Genomic DNA, 16,491 nt, shown 5'->3' with positions numbered 1-16,491 from the left:
TTGCGAGGAGTTTATTAATGAAAGTGATTACCGGTATCTGGGCGGTGCTCTGTCTGAGCATTACTCCCGTAGCCACGGCCGACACTATATGGTTAAACCATGATATGGAGCGCACCGTTGAAGCGGATGCGGTTTATGTGCTGGATAACTGGGAAGAAGCGGAAGAACGGGGCTATCAGGTAGAGGTCAATTACCTGTCCGGAGCCACCTATCTGGAAACATCAATTATTCGCCTGAACCTTGATCCTATGCGTTTTTACGGTCCTTATCGTGCTTATTATGAGTCCGGGACTCTGCTGAAAGAGGGCTTTCGCACCTTGCAGGGCGAATGGCATGGCATACTGACTGAATATGATGAAGAAGGACGTAAACGGCAGCAAACCAGTTATTTAAATGGTGAATTGCACGGCCAGCAAGTCAGTTTCTTTGCTAATGGTCAGGTTCAGCAGCGACAAAATTACCAGCATGGTCGTATGGTCGGCGAACAGTGGGAGTGGCATGCCAACGGTCAGAAGAAAAGCTATCGGCTGTTGAATGAAGATGAAAATGAGGTGGTGCTGCGTACCTACCACGTTGATGGTTCTTTAATTCAGTTAAAAGAGCCTGTGGAGTCAGATTATGGACCCGCTACGTTACGTCAGGAGTATAATGCTTATGGTCAGCTCGAAGAAGAGCGCATACAAAGCAATAATCGACGCTGGCGCTTGTTTAAAGGTTATGGCGGTAATGGTGAGGTGCAGGATCGCAGTGAATTCCTTGATCGAAAACGCGAAGGCTGGTTTGTACAAACCCGCTGGACGGGCGGTGTGGAACGGGTTCAGTACCGGGCAGGTCAGCGGCATGGAACCTACGAGCGCACCAACGGCCAGGGCGATGTCGTCATTGCAGGTCAGTATGAATCTGGCAATCGGGTTGGTGAATGGGTGTATGTCAAAGAAGATGAAAAAGTCACTGAATCTTATAGTGAATGACTGAGAAAATCTCACATCTGTATGTTATAAAGTAACAATCTGATGTGAGAGGTATAGGTTTTGCAAACAAAAAATATATCCGGTTTATTTAAGCATATAGAAGCACTGCACGAGGATCGTCCCTGGGGACATGTTTTAGATGTCGGCACCGGCGTTAAATCCTTGCAATGGATAAGCACTCTGAGTACTGAGAGCTGGACCGCTGTTACGGCTTCGGCCAGTATGGCGCGGAATTCAGAGCGTGATTATCCGGGCGAGTTGCGTGAGCAGGATAGAATTCTGGTAGGCAACTGGATCGATGATAAGCTTCTGCGCGGTGAGCAATTTGATACCCTGTTACTGGACTATTTTATTGGTGCGGTCGACGGATTTGCCCCTTACTGGCAGGATCTTGTGCTCGAACGTATTAAAGCCCACCTGAAACCTGGCGGACGTCTCTACATTACCGCGCTTGAGCCCTACGTACCTTTGGTTGCTCAGGACGAAGTGGGGCAGTACATAGGCGATATCGGACGCCTGCGTGATGCTTGCCTGTTGCTGGCTCGCCAGCGACCTTATCGGGAATATCCCAGTGACTGGGTCATGCGGCACTTAAAACGGGCCGGTTATACAGTCATTAGCGGCCAACGGTTTCCAATACGTTATGGTGAGCGCTTTATAAATAGTCAGTTGGGGATGTGTCGACAACGTGTTGCCCATTTTGCGGATAAACAGGTCGCCGAAAGCATGTTAAAACATATCGAGAATATGCATCGTATAGGCATGCAGCTGCTGGTCAAATACAATGGACTCCCTTCAGGGCACGACTATGTGATTGCGGCCACTATCGAATAATATACGGAAGCTTTATGAAATTTTTCATTACAGGTGTATGCGGCCTGCTGTTAACAGGAGTCAGCATGTTTGCTTCGGCTGCGGAAATACGGGTCGCTACTTTTAATGTCAGCATGGAGGCTGAAAATTATGTCGGAGACGATGAGCAGAAGAGCGAACAGGTGCTCATTGAACGTCTGCGTGCTGGAGACGAAGCGCAGATCCAGGCCATAGCACGAATTATCCAGTTGCAGCGCCCGGACGTTATTTTACTGACCGAGTTTGACTACATTGAAAATCCGAAAAAGGGCGTGGAAGCTTTTTTGCAAAATTATCTGGCGGTATCCCAGCAAGGGGCCGAACCTATCCATTATGGGCATTATTTTTATGACCAGGTAAATACCGGTCAGCCCAGCCCGTATGATCTCAATCGTGACGGCGAACAATCGGGCACTGGGGCCGACGCCTGGGGATATGGCGTTTATCCGGGTCAGTATGGCATGCTGTTATTGTCGCGTTTCCCCATAGAGGAAGAGCAGATACGCACCTTTCGCCATTTTAAATGGAAAGACATGCCCGACCATAAGGTAACTCTCCAGGCTGACGGAAGTCCCTGGTATAGTCCAGAGGCCTGGGCGCAATTTCCATTATCTTCGAAATCACACTGGGACATTCCACTGCAAGTAGGCGACAAGACAGTGCATGTGCTGGCCAGTCACCCAACACCGCCTGTTTTTGATGGTCCGGAAAATCGTAATGGCAAACGCAATCACGACGAAATTCGTTTCTGGAACGATTATATAAGTCGGGGGCAGGGCGACTATATTTATGACGATCAGGGACGCAGCGGCGCCTTGCCGGACGACACTCGTTTTCTCATTATGGGCGATTTAAACTCATCGCCGGTGGAAGGCGACAGTATACGTTCGGCTATTGTTCATTTACTGGAAAATCGCGTTGTACAGGGCGATATCACACCGGTCAGTCGTGGTGCGGCGGAGCATACGCTGGATAATCCTCATGCAGCGGCGCATACTGCCAGCTGGCGTGCCCGGGTAGACTACGTAATCCCTTCGGCTCACGGTCTGGAGGTAATGGACAGTGGTGTTTTCTGGCCGGCTATCGATGAAGCTGATTATGAACTGGTGGCTAGTCGCAGCGCGAGTTCGGATCATCGCCTGGTCTGGTTGCAGATAAAATTAAAATAGGGCGTTAGTGAGTATGGTTGAGAAACATCTGTTAGACAGTGCCAGAGTGCTTTCGGAACGGCTGGTTGCTTTGCAGTCGCCTATACGGGTGCTGGATGCGATTAATTGGGATCGTTCCGTGCGCGATGAGTTTTTCAAACATAAGGGCGAGCGTTTACCCGCTATTGACCAGAATTATTATAAGAGCCGTAATTTAGGTTTTGATCCTGTTGAGTTGCGTCATGGTTTTTCCCAGCTGCAACGGGATATTGTAAAGGAACTGGGCCAGTTAAGCCCGATCACTCAGCTTATGAGCCGTGCCTGTCGCGAGTATAAAGATGTCATACGTATGCTGGAGTCCCGTGGTACGCCTGATTTTCATGAACTCTCAGTAGAGCTTTATGGCCATCCGGATGACAAATTTCATGCCGGGGAGCCCACCTTGAGCGAGCTGGCAAGTATGCTGCAGGAACCTTTGTCGGGTTTGTTGAGTACCAATGCGTTACCGGAAGAAGACAAAGACATCGAGGCGGCGGATGCGGTGGAAAAACTGCAGGCACAACTAAATAGCAGCATGTCCGAACTCTCCGTGCAGGTGATGCTGTCAGATGGCATTGTCAGTGACGCCTCCGCAGGCAGCGATCGAATTAAGCTTAATCAGGGCGTGAAGTTCTCGCAACGTGAGCTGGATATTCTGGAAGTGCATGAAGGCTGGATTCATGTGGGCACCACTCAAAATGGTCTTAAACAGCCTTATCTGACGTCATTAAGTAAAGGCACGCCCAGCGCCACGGTAACTCAGGAGGGACTAGCCGTCCTGACCGAAATTGTTACTTTGCGTTCTACTCCAAGACGCCTGAATAAACTGGTGCAGCGCATTCAGGCAGTGGCTATGGCGGCGTCTGGTGCTAATTTCATTGACGTCTATCGTGATGGACTGGAACGCGGCATGAGTCCTGACGAGAGTTATACGCTCACTCAGCGCGTTTTTCGTGGCAGTACACCAGATGGAATGCCGTTCACTAAAGATTTAGCCTATATCAAAGGTTTTGTGCTGGTGTATAACCTGATCCAGGTAGCCATTCAGCGGGGACGCATTGAGCGTTTGCCGTTATTGTTATCGGGTAAACTGGCGGTGGATGACTTTGCTCTTATTTGCGAATTGCATGATGCCGGTGTAGTTAGCGCACCTGCTTATGTACCGCCGCATTTCAAAGACTTACGCGGGTTGGCGACCTGGCTGAGCTTTAATCGCTTTTTGGGCGGTTTTTCATTCGCTCAGTTGGAACAGGATTACCGGGCTTTAATAACCTGATATAGTTTTTTACTGGCATTCAGCCTGCTGATTGATTATCGTCTTAGGCTGGTTTTTTTGAATTGGATACAAGAGCATGACTGAACCAATGATAAATAAGTTGGAAAGTGCCGTGCAAAGTCTGATTGAACAGAATCATCAGCTCAAAGAGCAGGTGAGAGAGTTGCAGGATAAAAATGAAAACCTGCAACTTGAGCATAGCGAAAAAGAAGAGCGGTACAATCGCCAGCAACAGCGTATTCAGGAAATTTTAGCTCAATTAAGTGACAGCGCTGTCTGAAATTTTAAGCAACTTTTGGAGTTTATATAATAATGAAATATTTATTTCCCTTAGCAGCGCTCGCCCTGCTCACGGCCTGCGGCGCGGCTAATGAGCCAGCGTCTTCAAGCAATAACGACAACGGACAAGCAGTGACTTACCCTGAAACCAGAACCTCAGACACAATAGACACTTATTTTGGCACCGAAGTGGCCGACCCCTATCGCTGGCTGGAAGATGATCGCAGCGAAGAAACCGCAGCCTGGGTAGAAGCCCAAAACGAAGTGACTTTTTCCTATCTTGAGCAGATCCCTTATCGCGACAGCGTGCGTCAGACACTTTCAGACGCCTGGAACTTCGAACGAGTCAGTGCGCCTTTTACTGAAGGCGACTATATCTATTTTTCACGTAACGACGGTCTGCAAGATCAATCGGTTATCTATCGTAAAAAAGAAGGTGGCGAAGAGGAAATATTTCTCGACCCTAATACTTTCAGTGAAGATGGCACTACCTCGCTGGCACAGCTTAGTTTTTCCCGCGACGGCTCTTTAGTCGCTTATGCGACTTCCGAAGGCGGTAGTGACTGGCGCACCATTTATGTGTTGGATGCCGAAACTAAAGAAGAGATAGTCGAACCTCTGACGGACATTAAATTTACTGGCATTTCCTGGTACGGAAACCAGGGTTTCTATTACTCTACTTACGACAAGCCAGAAGGCAGTGCGTTGTCAGAAATGACCGACCAGCATAAACTTTATTATCATGAGCTGGGTACGTCGCAGTCTGATGATCCTGTTATTTTTGGTGAAGCTGAAGATGAGATCCACCGTTATGTAGGCGCTCAGGTTACCGAAGATGATCGTTATCTACTGGTTTCTGCATCCGTATCAACCTCGGGCAATAAACTTTTTTTACGTGACTTATCAGAGTCTGACAGCGATTTTGTGACCATTCTGGATCACACTGATTCAGATACACGTTTATTGGATAACGACGGCGATACATTATTCCTGGTTACCAATCTGGATGCGCCTAATCAGCGTCTGGTATCGACTTCAGCCAGTGAGCCTCAACCAGCGAACTGGCAGGATCTGATCGCTGAAACTGAAAACGTGCTGCGGGTTTCAACGGGCAGTGGTTATATATTTGCCCAGTACATGGTGGATGCAGTTGCCCAGGTGCAACAGTATGACTATGAAGGTCAACTGGTACGTGAAATCGATTTACCGGGTGTGGGTTCTGTAGGTGGTTTCTCGGGCAATAAAGACGACGAAACCCTTTATTATTCCTTCACTAACTATATAACCGCTTCTAATACTTATGCTTTTAATCCTGACAGCGGTGAGTCGGATCTTTATATTCAATCAGGTGCTGATTTCGATCCTGAGAACTATGTTTCAGAACAGGTTTTCTATACTTCGAAAGACGGCACCCGTATTCCGATGATTATCAGCTACCGTGAAGGCATCGATCTGGATGGCAGCAACCCAACACTGCTCTATGGTTATGGTGGTTTTAATATCAGCCTGACACCTTCATTCAGTGTGATGAACGCAGTCTGGATGGATATGGGCGGCATTTATGCTGTGCCTAATATCCGTGGTGGTGGCGAATATGGTCGTGAATGGCATCAGGGCGGCACTCAGTTGAACAAACAGAATGTGTTTGACGACTTTATTGCAGCCGCTGAATACCTGATTGAAGAGAACTACACTTCCAGCGAGAAACTTGCTTTACGCGGTGGCTCTAACGGTGGTCTGTTAGTCGGTGCGGTGATGACTCAGCGTCCGGATCTTTTCCAGGTTGCTTTGCCTGCGGTCGGCGTGCTGGATATGCTGCGCTATCATACCTTCACCGCTGGTGCGGGCTGGGCGCATGACTATGGTACCGCTGAAGACAGCGAAGAAATGTTCCGCTATCTGCTGGACTATTCACCACTGCACAATGTAGAAGAAGGCGTAACTTACCCGGCGACTATGATTACCACTGCTGATCATGATGACCGCGTAGTACCTGCGCATTCCTTTAAATTTGCGGCGGAATTGCAGGACAAAGACAGTGGCACCAACCCACAGTTGATCCGCATTGCTGTTAATGCTGGTCACGGTGCGGGCATGCCGATGTCTATGATCATCGATCAGGCCGCGGACATCCTGAGTTTTACCCTGTACAGCATGGGCGAAGAAGAAGTTAACCTGGATTAATAATCCGCGTTAAACGCAAAAGCCGCCGTATCTGAAGTTACGGCGGTTTTTTTGTAACTGATTTTTATGGCTTGAAAATAGCGCCCACGGCAGGGAGAGCCTGGCCCTACGTTGTTGACGGTTTAGGGTAGGGCAGGTTCCACCTGCCGCCAGGCTATTCGTGGAAGAGAAAGGGGCCCGCAGGCCCCTTAAGTTCAGGATGTTTTTTGAGTGACGAACTCGGGATAAGCTTCGACACCGCAATCACTAATATCACTGCCTTGATATTCATCGTCTTCACTGATGCGAATACCCAGGGTGATTTTAAGTAGAAACCAGGCCACCAGGCTAAGCCCGAAGACCCAGGCAAAGATGGTACCAGCGCCATAAAGCTGATTTAAAACCGTGGCGTCACTGCTGGTGACGGGCACTAACAGCAAACCGTATAAACCTACTACCCCATGCACTGAGATAGCACCTACAGGATCATCCAGGCGCAGCCGGTCCAGCACTACGATAGAAAGCACGACCAGCAAACCGGCACCCAGGCCGATAAGACAAGCTATGCCTGGGGTTGGTGTGGAGGGCTCCGCAGTAATGGCAACAAGACCAGCCAGAGCACCATTTAATATCATGGTTAAATCGGCTTTTTGCCAGACCAGCCGTACTATTACAAAGGCCGCGAGTGCGCCACATGCTGCCGCTGCATTGGTGTTAACGAAAACTAACGCTATAGCGTCTGCATTGTCGGTACCGCTAAGCTGTAGTTGTGAGCCACCATTAAAGCCGAACCAGCCCATCCACAAGATGAAAGTACCCAGGGTAGCCAGAGGCATGTTAGCGCCCGGAATGGCATTGATTTCACCGTCTTTACCATACTTCCCTTTGCGGGGCCCAAGCAGCAATACACCCGCAAGAGCGGCCGATGCACCGGCCATATGGACAATGCCTGAGCCTGCAAAATCGACAAAGCCTGCCTGGTCTAAAAAGCCTTCACCCCAACTCCAGCTACCCTGAATCGGGTAAATAAAACTGGTCAGCACAATACAGAAAATCAGAAAACTGAGTAATTTCATACGTTCTGCTACCGCCCCTGAGACAATAGACATGGCGGTGGCTACGAAAACCATCTGGAAAAAGAAATCTGCAGAGGGAGCGAAATCGGTAACGTCCGGCGAACCGTACATGAGCCTATACCCTATTAACAAATAACAAGTACAGGCAATTGCATAGAGCAGTATGTTTTTAACTAATATTTCAGTGGTGTTTTTACTGCGCACCAAACCGGCTTCCAGCATTGAGAAACCCGCGGCCATCCACATCACCAGGGCAGCACTGATCAACAGGTAAAATGTATCCAGTGAGTAACTTAGTTCTTCAATAGTCATGAGTATGCTCCTTAAATGGCCTGTTCATCAGTTTCTGATGTGCGAATACGAACGACCTGTTCCAGCGACAAGACAAATATCTTGCCGTCGCCGGTGCTTCCTGTGTGGCTGGCCTTCTGAATGGTGTCGACGATTTGCTGGCTCTGTTCATTGACTGCAGCAATATCGAGTCGGATTTTGGGCAAGAATTCGGCCCGGTATTTGGCGCCACGATAGAGTTCGTCATGACCTTTTTGCTGACCAAATCCTTTGACATCGGTGACTGTCATACCTTTACAGCCAATGTCATTCAGTGCATCACGCACATCTGCGAGCTTGGCGGGTTTGATAATTGCAATAATGAGTTGCATGAGAGCGTCCCTTTGTTGTTGTAGTTACAGACAAAGGTTCTCTATCAAGAGGCGTGCCAGGTTATAACTTGCTGAATTTACATAGATTTTACTTTAAACCCTAAAGCGACTGCTCTTTTTTTGTGCGACAATGAGCGCATCTGGTGCATTTAAAGTATTAATTGAAACTGTCGATAACGGATATGAAAGGCCTGGATTATCGTTTTGATTGAGGTGAATTTGTATAGTTGTTGGAACGAATAGTCTGATGTGATTGATGAACTTTCTATCCCTGGAAGTAAGTAGTATTCGCCCCTGATTTTTTCAGGGGCTTTTTTTATTAGCTTTTAGGGTAATCAAGTACCCAGTTCACAAAGAGTTCGGTGCCTACTTTTAAAGCATCTTCATCCGCATAAAAGTGAGGTGAATGATTGCTTGGGGCGGTTGCAGGGTCCTGGCCCGGCGGCGTTATGCCAAGGAACACAAACATGCCAGGAACTTCGTTTGCATAAAATGAAAAATCTTCTGCACCGGTAACCAGCTCATTTTGGTGAACATTATCAGTTCCGGCTACGCGTTGAGTAGTGGGCATTAAGCGCTGTACCAGTTCTGGGTTATTGTAAGTTACAGGATAACCTTCGTGAATATGCACGTCGGCTTCAGCTCCACTGCTTTTGGCGGTGTGGACTGCAGTAGTCTCTAACTTTTTAAAAATCTGCTGACGGATATCCATGTCGAAATTGCGTATGGTGCCTTCCAGGTACACTTCATCGGGAATGATATTATTGCGCACGCCGCCTTCAATTTTGCCAAAGCTAACTACAGCGGGAGCAGCGGTAATATCTACCTGACGACTGACAATAGTCTGTACGTTATTAATGATTTGAGCAGCGGCTACAATAGGATCGACTCCGCCCCAGGGACGTGAGCCATGGGTTTGTTCGCCTTTCACGAAGATTTCAAAACGATCTGATGAGGCCATAAGCGCTCCTTCGCGATAACCAATAGTACCTGTTGTTCCTGCAGACCAAACGTGGATTCCGAGCACGGCATCTGGCTTATGTTCAGAAAAGAGGCCTTCTTTGAGCATTAATTCAGCACCGCCTTCTTCTCCTGGAGGGGCTCCTTCTTCTGCCGGTTGGAAGATAAACATCACATTACCTGCAATTTCATCCTGAATTGAGGCCAGGTGTTGAGCGGCACCCATTAAAATAGCAACGTGCAGGTCATGACCGCAGGCGTGCATTACGCCGACTTCCTGGCCTCGGTATTCACCTATAGCAGTCGAGGCAAAAGGTACATCTGTCTGCTCGGTGACCGGTAAAGCATCCATATCAGCCCGCAGTGCGATAGTAGGCCCTGGTTTACCTCCACGCAGGAAACCGACTACGCCGGTATGTGCTACTTCAGTCTGTACTTCCATGCCCAGTGATTCGAGATGCTCAGCCACCAGAGCTGCTGTGCGGAACTCGCGGTTGCTAAGCTCAGGGTGCTGATGAATATCCCGGCGCCATTCAATGACCTGTTGTTCAAGATCAGCGGAAATAGCACGTAATTCGAGGTTTTCAGCCAGGGCTGCATGGCTTAAGCTAACACTTGCGATTACCGCCAGTGTTCGTGCAATAGGGAATTTTCTGGCAACATGCAGTGCATGCTCAAATTTGTCTAACATTTCAATCTCCTTGCTGGGGCATTGGATGCATGCTTTACGATACTTTTTTATTAATCAGGACTAACATGATTCAGATCTCAGCCCGAGTCAATATTGCAGAACAGGAAATCGAATGGCAGTTCATTCGTTCCAGTGGAGCCGGTGGCCAGAATGTAAATAAAGTTGCCACTGCGGCGCAGCTGATTTTTGATATACAGGCTTCGTCTTTACCTGAGTTCTATAAAGAACGTTTGTTGCAGTTACGGGATCATCGCATTACGCAAAGTGGCAAGGTTATTATTAAGTGCCAGGAAACCCGGAGTCAGCTGAATAATAGAGAATTGGCACTGGAGCAGTTCATTGCTTTAGTGAAAAGCGTCAATGTGACTCAGAAACGGCGAATTGCGACTAAACCTTCGCGTTCCGCGAAGCGCAAAAGAATTGAGTCTAAAAAGAAGCGGGGCGCAACTAAGGTGTTACGCCAGAATAAAAGTATAGATTGATTTATAGCCAGCTAGTCAGAATGATACCGACACCCAGACTTTGGTTATGATAGTTGTAGTCGACTAAGGACTCGCCATAGCCGTTAAAATATTGCACGTAACCTTTGAAACGGTTCCACAAGGGGAAGGTGAAACCGACCTGAATAGCCCCTCGGTTGTTGCTTCGGTGCAGGTTATTGCGCAACATGACATCCACACTGTACTGGTCCCAGCTATAGACGGCAGTTAAATCGCCGTAGCCCAGGTAGCTGTATATATCGGGATTATCATCATCGTCACTGGACTCTGGGATACGCCACCAGGGGCGCACTGAAAATGCCAGGTTGTCGTATTCAAAAATAACTTCGGCCATGACCCGGTTCCAGGAACGTGAAGTAGGTTCTGAACGTCCATTAGACTGATGATTAAGACTAATATTCAGGTATTTAGGATCGATTCCTAGAACTTCGAAGTCGAGATCAAAAGCGATGAAAACCTCAGGCTCGTAATTGGTTTCCCGAAAGGGCCGCGAGGCTTGATTATTGTAGGCTTGCCAAAAAGACTGCTGAGTATAAGCAAACCAGATACTGTGTTTGCTTCCAAAAAGACTGGTAGTGAGCGGGTATTTAAAACTGAACTGCATTTTAAACTCTACGCTATTGATAATATCGGAATCGGGAATATCATCAAACGAGCTTTCATTGCGGCGTGTGCTGAATTTTGCCGGTAGTACGTAATTCGGTCGGTGAGGGGTTATTACATAAGGGTTCTCAGCGCTTTCTAATTCAGCCTGCACGCGGGCTTCAACTCTACTTTCTATATCTGGAACTATAATTTCCGGATGCTCTTCATCCTGGCCGGCAATGCTTACTGATGTTACTAAAAATAGAGATACGACTGTAATTTTGCAGGCTGGCATATAAAGTTCCTTTAGGTTAGCCCCTCTAAAATAGCAGAGGCTGCTCTGATTTCCATTCAGAGTTCCTTTTTTTTGCTAAAAACTATCGAATAACCTTTATGCGGTTTGTTTAATGCGGAACCCAGAGCCCAGATACCTACCGGGACAGCGATAACTATGGTAGCAATGCCCCCTAGGGTTTCTGCAAGCTCTACTTTATCGATCATGGCTAGAACAAAACCGAGAATGAAACTGAAAATTAGTAACGTGAGCAAGCCTACAGCGACTGAGCGCCAGAGAAAAGACCAGTAGATTGAAAGAATAACCGGCAAATTGTTTTCAGCATCAGTGGTTTCTGTGGTCGGTGTCAGATTTTGTTTAGCCTCTGATGCGCCTGTAATAGCTTCATCGGGAATGTCATTGTTATGGTCCATATACATTTTCCTTAGATTAATAGTGTAAGCAATGCGTAGATTATTTATTTTAAGGTGTTGAAACAAGTGCTTTTTAATTAAAGTTTTCGCAGTACCTATAAGCTAATAAAATAGCGTGGCTTAAAAAAATCCCCGCATTGTAAACAACGCGGGGATTTTTAGTGCTATAAGCTGCGATTATTCAGTGTCAGCATCTTTGACAAACTCGTCCAGCCATTCAACGGTTTCCCAAAGCATATGCAGTATTGACTCACGTGCGCGATAGCCATGTGACTCCAGCGGCAGCATAACCAGTCTGGAAGTTCCACCAAGCCCTTTAACGGCTTGATACAGGCGTTCACTCTGCATAGGGAAGGTGCCTGAGTTATTATCTTCAGAACCATGTATCAATAACAAAGGGGTTTTTATCTGGTGCGCTGAGAAAAACGGCGACATATCCAGGTACAGTTGCGGGTCGTCCCATACGGTACGTTCTTCGCGCTGAAAACCAAAAGGCGTTAAGCTACGGTTGTAAGCACCACTGCGTGCAATGCCCGCCTGAAAGAGGTCGGAATGTGCTAGTACGTTCGCTGTCATAAAGGCACCATAGGAGTGGCCTCCCAGTGCAACACGGTTAGCATCGGTAACGCCTTTGTCGACACCTGCTTTGATGACCGCTTCCGAATTCATCACCAATTGTTCGATGAAAGTATCATTCGGTCGTTTATCGCCTTCCCCGACAATAGGCATAGTCGCGTTATCAAAGACTGCGTAGCCCTGCGTTGCCAGGAACTGAGGCCGCCAGAAGGAAATACGATTAAATTCATACGGCGAACCTGAAACCTGAGCGGCGTCTGCAGCACTGCGGTATTCACGCGGATAAGCCCAGACTATAGTAGGCAGTGGGCCATCCCGTTCGGCGTCATAACCCTCGGGTAAAAAGAGAGTGGCTGACATCGCCAGGCCGTCTTCACGTTCATAATGTACGAGTTCTCGGGAAATCCCCAGCGTATGCGGCATAGGGTGTTCAGTCTGAGTCAATGCCGTGAGCTGTTCTTCACCTAAAGTGCGCAGGTAGAAATCAGCCGGTTGATCGCTGGCTTCTCGTTGCGTCAGGAAGGTCATGCTTTCAGCGTCGACTAAAGCTCTGGGTTGCTCAAAATATGGCGACTCCGAGCGCCATAAACGTTCAGTGTCTCCGCTATCCAGATTTCTGCGGTCGATAAAAGGGCGATCGCCTTCATCAGAGGCACCGTCACCAGTAAGTAAGATATGGCCGTCATCAACAAAAAGCACACGGCGTCCGTCTTCGGTACGGGTGGTCATGGGGCTGCCGGGATCGCCATAACGATCCTGCCAGGAGCGTTCCCACATTAGTTCAGGCTCAGCTTCGCCTGCAGTATTTATGCGCCAGGCTTTTTCTTCACGGCTGTTCCACCAACGTTCCCAAACTATCGCCGTATCACCGTCTGCTGCTAACAGACGAGCGTAACGAGTGCTCAGTTCCAGTAATTTTTCCGGTTCAGCGTCGAAAGGTGCGGGCAGTTGAAATACCTGGTCGCGAACATCACTTTCGTTGCGCGGGTCACCACCGTCGGCGGCCTGCGCCCAAACCAGTGTGGCGTCGGCGTCATTGCGCCAGGAGATACTACGGCGACTTTCTACCACAGCATCAAAAGAGATAGGTAAGTCATCAGCCAGCGGCTGTTCTACCACCTGATAAACCTTTTCGCCATCAGTGTTCCAGACCTCGGTTGTACGCGCAAAACGAAATTGTGGCACGGCGTGAGAATAAGGCCGCTGTAACTCGGTAACCAGAAGATGCTGGCTGTCAGGAGAGAGGCTGAAGGTGTTAAAAACACCGGGTTCACCAATTTTTTTCTGGTTGCCTTGTTGATCGATGCGGGTAATCTGACTGCTGAAATAATAGTCAAAAAGTAATTCGTCATGGGAGTCAGCCAGCAAATCCTGATAGGTTCTGGCGGGAGCCGTACGACCACGACTTTCTGTCACTATAGGCCCTTGTGGAACTGGGCTGGCCTTAGGTTCCTCGCCTCGCTCAGTATCTACTGCAAGCAGGTAGACAGCGCTACTGTCTTCATTCCAGTGCATTTGTCCGCCCCAGACGGCGTTGACTTGAACGTCAGTCCAGCGTGAAGCTTCCGCGCTTTGTGCATCTACCAACCACAGGCTTACCTGATCGGCTTCCATATTAAGTACTGCCAGCTGTTCACCATCAGGTGCCCAAAGTGTATTTATAATGCGGGAATCTTCAGGTAATCCGGAAACTGGACGTTGTTCAGTTGAGCCGATGTCAACAATACGCAGGTTTTCAATAAAACGGCTTTGGCTGATGGTATTGTTATCTGGGTTAATACGGCGGCCAGCCAATCGATATTCAGGAACGGCCAGGTCGGAAAGTGCAGGAAGTGCAGGGTAGTTCTGGACCAGCAAGTAGTTGCTTCCTGGGCTTATGCTGGCACCAGGCGCGGGTGCTGCATCTACAATATCTATAACTTCCTGAGCGGGTTGCTGGTAGCTGACTTCTATCTGATTAGCAGCTGCGGGCAGGCTAAAGAGCAGCAGGCCAGCAGCAACGCCAAAGGTGCGTCGAATTTGTTGTTGGAGCATTACAAGGTTTCCTGTTTTTATTTAATCGATCGTAAGAGCATAAGCAAACAGGTTATCAAGTTCAATTGCCAGGCCAATGAGACAAAGAGTACAACGGGTGGGATATGTAACAAAAAAGGCACCCGAAGGTGCCTTTTCGCAAAGTTGTATTAAAACACCTTAGTGTTCAACACCACCTTCACCGTGGACGTGTCCATGATCCAGCTCTTCAGCTGTCGCATCGCGCACATCAACAACTTCCACATCAAACTTGAGGTCTACGCCTGCCAGTGGGTGGTTGCCATCAACGGTTACAGTTTCTTCATTTACTTCCACAACTAGTACGCTCTGGTCACCGTTATCGGTGCTAGCGCGAAACTGCATGCCTGGCTCAACTTCGTTGTCACCAAACATTTGGCGTGGTACAGCCTGTACCAAACCATCATGACGCTCGCCATAAGCATCATCTGCTGGCACTTCAGCTTCAAAAGAGTCGCCCGCTGCTTTGCCTTCCAGAGCTTTTTCCAAGCCCGGGATCAGCATGCCGCGGCCGAAAATGAAAGCTAAAGGCTGCTCTTCGCTGGATTTATCGAGCACCTCACCGGCCGGGTTTTTTACGGCGTAGTGGATGGTCACGGCTTTATCTGCGGTAATTGCTTCACTCATCTGATAGTTCCTGATTGTCGAATGGTGGGCAAAGTGTCAGAGTACTGTTCTCTTCACCCTTGATGCGAAGTGTCGCGTCGTTTTCAATACTGACCGGCAGAACGGCCAGTAACGCGATTTCGCCATTATCATAACGCACTGCGTTAAGAACTGCACCCGCCCGGCGCCAGGAATCACCTATTGCGCGTTCAAGTTGTACACCTGTGGCGGGGATTTGTTCGGACTTCCCTGTTAATTGTCGTAATTCGCGGTTGTTTTTTCCGCGGTAATGCATACGAGCTATGGTCTCCTGACCAATATAACAACCCTTTTTAAAGTTGATGCCACCTAATTTGTCAAGATTAACCATCTGCGGTATAAATTCCGTGGTTAATGGCGGGCCAATCAGGGGGACCCCTTGTTCGATTTCATAAGCCAGCCAGTATTCACTGCCATAGTCCGCTTTCTGAGGTTGCTCGCTGACTTCAAGTTGTGCATTAGTTAAGTTAAGTATGAGGCGCTGTTTTTCCGTTTTCACACTTGGCGTCGACGATGTTTTTCCAGGCTGTAACTGTAACTTAAAGCTTAAGTGCTGGCTGGCATCGGTAATGTCTACTTTGCTGAAGACGGCAAACTTTTTGAGCTGCTGCAGACTGGCGTCAATACTTGATAGTGGCTGGATAAGTAGTAAATCACCATTCATCCAGGCAGCACGAAATACGCTCCAGAGCTTACCCTGGGCGTCACAGTGGCCACCAAAGACCCATTGGTTTTCTTGTAACTGATCAATATCGCAGGTTAACTGGCCTTGCATAAATTTATGGCAGTCTTCTCCGCTGACACGAATAGCTCCTAACTGGGTAGTACAGGTTAGCTCTTGTTGCTGGCTTGCGTGGCGAATGGGTAAGCTCACTGCGGCTCCTTTTTGCTCTGCGATTATGCTCTGAGATATTGCGTATAAACAGAGTATTGGGGCTAAACGATAATTTTCAAGCTATCCGCTATGAAGTGAAAGCTGATATCATAATGAATAAGGTATATCGGCTAATTTTTAATTCGGAGAAGTCACATGGATATGGTTAAACAATCAGCTGAGTCGCTGCGCGACAAGAATCGCCTGCGCTGGGCATGTCGTCGTGGCATGCTGGAGTTGGATGTATTATTTGCGCCTTTTGTAGAAGATGCTTACGATGAATTGACGGATGAACAGAAAGCGGTTTTTCGGCGCCTTATTATTTGTGATGATCCGGATTTATTTGCCTGGTTCATGGGGCATCAAAAATGTCCGGATCCAGAGCTTGCCAGCATGGTACAACTCATGCTGAGTCGGGTTAAAGTCTGAGAAGT

16 protein-coding genes are annotated in these 16,491 nt (G+C 48.2%); 8 read left to right on the top strand and 8 right to left on the bottom strand.

Annotation, left to right across the window (positions count from 1 at the left end; genetic code table 11):
* The first annotated feature begins 17 nt into the window (after nt 1-17).
* The 6 genes from CWE09_RS03705 (at nt 18) to CWE09_RS03680 (ending at nt 6,749) form a co-directional block, all read left to right on the top strand.
* The gene (locus CWE09_RS03705) at nt 18-971 is read left to right on the top strand and encodes a toxin-antitoxin system YwqK family antitoxin (protein WP_126802664.1); all 954 of its coding nucleotides are present in this window, start codon (nt 18-20) and stop codon (nt 969-971) included.
* Between the two features lie 60 nt (nt 972-1,031).
* Nucleotides 1,032-1,805, top strand: a complete 774-nt coding sequence (locus CWE09_RS03700) for a class I SAM-dependent methyltransferase (RefSeq protein ID WP_126802663.1) — start codon at nt 1,032-1,034, stop codon at nt 1,803-1,805.
* A 14-nt stretch (nt 1,806-1,819) separates the two neighbouring features.
* Entirely contained in the window at nt 1,820-2,992 is a 1,173-nt protein-coding gene (locus CWE09_RS03695) for an endonuclease/exonuclease/phosphatase family protein (protein ID WP_198679588.1), read from the top strand.
* 13 nt (nt 2,993-3,005) lie between these two features.
* Nucleotides 3,006-4,286 (top strand): flavohemoglobin expression-modulating QEGLA motif protein, encoded by a 1,281-nt coding sequence (locus CWE09_RS03690; protein ID WP_126802662.1) that lies wholly within the window; start codon nt 3,006-3,008, stop codon nt 4,284-4,286.
* A 76-nt stretch (nt 4,287-4,362) separates the two neighbouring features.
* The gene (locus tag CWE09_RS03685; RefSeq protein WP_126802661.1) at nt 4,363-4,566 is read left to right on the top strand and encodes a hypothetical protein; all 204 of its coding nucleotides are present in this window, start codon (nt 4,363-4,365) and stop codon (nt 4,564-4,566) included.
* 32 nt (nt 4,567-4,598) lie between these two features.
* Nucleotides 4,599-6,749 (top strand): prolyl oligopeptidase family serine peptidase, encoded by a 2,151-nt coding sequence (locus CWE09_RS03680; RefSeq protein ID WP_126802660.1) that lies wholly within the window; start codon nt 4,599-4,601, stop codon nt 6,747-6,749.
* 194 nt (nt 6,750-6,943) lie between these two features.
* Here the strand turns inward: CWE09_RS03680 and CWE09_RS03675 are convergent, their stop codons facing one another.
* The 3 genes from CWE09_RS03675 to CWE09_RS03665 form a co-directional block, all read right to left on the bottom strand.
* Nucleotides 6,944-8,116: an ammonium transporter gene (locus CWE09_RS03675; protein WP_126802659.1), complete on the bottom strand. Its 1,173-nt coding sequence runs from the start codon at nt 8,114-8,116 to the stop codon at nt 6,944-6,946.
* 11 nt (nt 8,117-8,127) lie between these two features.
* Nucleotides 8,128-8,466, bottom strand: a complete 339-nt coding sequence (locus tag CWE09_RS03670; RefSeq protein ID WP_126802658.1) for a P-II family nitrogen regulator — start codon at nt 8,464-8,466, stop codon at nt 8,128-8,130.
* Nucleotides 8,467-8,785: 319 nt separating this feature from the next.
* Nucleotides 8,786-10,117 carry an amidohydrolase gene (locus CWE09_RS03665; RefSeq protein WP_126802657.1) on the bottom strand — a complete coding sequence of 444 codons (1,332 nt, stop codon included), beginning with the start codon at nt 10,115-10,117 and terminating at the stop codon, nt 8,786-8,788.
* A 65-nt stretch (nt 10,118-10,182) separates the two neighbouring features.
* On the opposite strand from CWE09_RS03665, the gene arfB reads away from it, so the two are divergent.
* Complete coding sequence (gene arfB / locus CWE09_RS03660) at nt 10,183-10,599, top strand: alternative ribosome rescue aminoacyl-tRNA hydrolase ArfB (RefSeq protein ID WP_126802656.1); 417 nt, start codon at nt 10,183-10,185, stop codon at nt 10,597-10,599.
* Between the two features lies 1 nt (nt 10,600).
* Here arfB and CWE09_RS03655 read toward each other — a convergent pair whose 3' ends face one another.
* The 5 genes from CWE09_RS03655 to ygfZ form a co-directional block, all read right to left on the bottom strand.
* Nucleotides 10,601-11,497 carry a phospholipase A gene (locus CWE09_RS03655; protein WP_126802655.1) on the bottom strand — a complete coding sequence of 299 codons (897 nt, stop codon included), beginning with the start codon at nt 11,495-11,497 and terminating at the stop codon, nt 10,601-10,603.
* A 56-nt stretch (nt 11,498-11,553) separates the two neighbouring features.
* Nucleotides 11,554-11,910 (bottom strand): hypothetical protein, encoded by a 357-nt coding sequence (locus CWE09_RS03650; protein ID WP_126802654.1) that lies wholly within the window; start codon nt 11,908-11,910, stop codon nt 11,554-11,556.
* 177 nt (nt 11,911-12,087) lie between these two features.
* Complete coding sequence (locus CWE09_RS03645; RefSeq protein ID WP_126802653.1) at nt 12,088-14,520, bottom strand: S9 family peptidase; 2,433 nt, start codon at nt 14,518-14,520, stop codon at nt 12,088-12,090.
* 159 nt (nt 14,521-14,679) lie between these two features.
* Nucleotides 14,680-15,165, bottom strand: a complete 486-nt coding sequence (locus tag CWE09_RS03640) for an FKBP-type peptidyl-prolyl cis-trans isomerase (protein ID WP_126802652.1) — start codon at nt 15,163-15,165, stop codon at nt 14,680-14,682.
* Complete coding sequence (gene ygfZ / locus CWE09_RS03635) at nt 15,158-16,057, bottom strand: CAF17-like 4Fe-4S cluster assembly/insertion protein YgfZ (protein WP_126802651.1); 900 nt, start codon at nt 16,055-16,057, stop codon at nt 15,158-15,160. Before ygfZ ends, CWE09_RS03640 begins: the two co-directional genes overlap by 8 nt.
* Nucleotides 16,058-16,213: 156 nt before the next feature.
* Here ygfZ and CWE09_RS03630 point away from each other — a divergent pair, with 156 nt between their 5' ends.
* A complete protein-coding gene (locus CWE09_RS03630; protein WP_126802650.1) occupies nt 16,214-16,486 on the top strand; it encodes an FAD assembly factor SdhE in 273 nt (90 codons plus the stop codon).
* Nucleotides 16,487-16,491 lie beyond the last annotated feature (5 nt).

Source organism: Aliidiomarina minuta, assembly GCF_003987145.1.
GTDB lineage: Bacteria > Pseudomonadota > Gammaproteobacteria > Enterobacterales > Alteromonadaceae > Aliidiomarina > Aliidiomarina minuta.
This window is presented reverse-complemented; position numbering and strand designations above follow the sequence as displayed.

Excerpts from the sequence above, each read along its gene's own strand:
- CWE09_RS03640 (WP_126802652.1), bottom strand. The coding sequence starts at position 15,165 with ATGAGTGAAGCAATTACCGCAGATAAAGCCGTGACCATCCACTACGCC.
- CWE09_RS03705 (WP_126802664.1), top strand. The coding sequence starts at position 18 with ATGAAAGTGATTACCGGTATCTGGGCGGTGCTCTGTCTGAGCATTACT.
- CWE09_RS03690 (WP_126802662.1), top strand. The coding sequence starts at position 3,006 with ATGGTTGAGAAACATCTGTTAGACAGTGCCAGAGTGCTTTCGGAACGG.
- CWE09_RS03665 (WP_126802657.1), bottom strand. The coding sequence starts at position 10,117 with ATGTTAGACAAATTTGAGCATGCACTGCATGTTGCCAGAAAATTCCCT.
- arfB (WP_126802656.1), top strand. The coding sequence starts at position 10,183 with ATGATTCAGATCTCAGCCCGAGTCAATATTGCAGAACAGGAAATCGAA.
- CWE09_RS03655 (WP_126802655.1), bottom strand. The coding sequence starts at position 11,497 with ATGCCAGCCTGCAAAATTACAGTCGTATCTCTATTTTTAGTAACATCA.
- CWE09_RS03675 (WP_126802659.1), bottom strand. The coding sequence starts at position 8,116 with ATGACTATTGAAGAACTAAGTTACTCACTGGATACATTTTACCTGTTG.
- CWE09_RS03650 (WP_126802654.1), bottom strand. The coding sequence starts at position 11,910 with ATGGACCATAACAATGACATTCCCGATGAAGCTATTACAGGCGCATCA.
- CWE09_RS03680 (WP_126802660.1), top strand. The coding sequence starts at position 4,599 with ATGAAATATTTATTTCCCTTAGCAGCGCTCGCCCTGCTCACGGCCTGC.
- CWE09_RS03695 (WP_198679588.1), top strand. The coding sequence starts at position 1,820 with ATGAAATTTTTCATTACAGGTGTATGCGGCCTGCTGTTAACAGGAGTC.
- CWE09_RS03685 (WP_126802661.1), top strand. The coding sequence starts at position 4,363 with ATGACTGAACCAATGATAAATAAGTTGGAAAGTGCCGTGCAAAGTCTG.
- CWE09_RS03645 (WP_126802653.1), bottom strand. The coding sequence starts at position 14,520 with ATGCTCCAACAACAAATTCGACGCACCTTTGGCGTTGCTGCTGGCCTG.
- CWE09_RS03670 (WP_126802658.1), bottom strand. The coding sequence starts at position 8,466 with ATGCAACTCATTATTGCAATTATCAAACCCGCCAAGCTCGCAGATGTG.
- CWE09_RS03630 (WP_126802650.1), top strand. The coding sequence starts at position 16,214 with ATGGATATGGTTAAACAATCAGCTGAGTCGCTGCGCGACAAGAATCGC.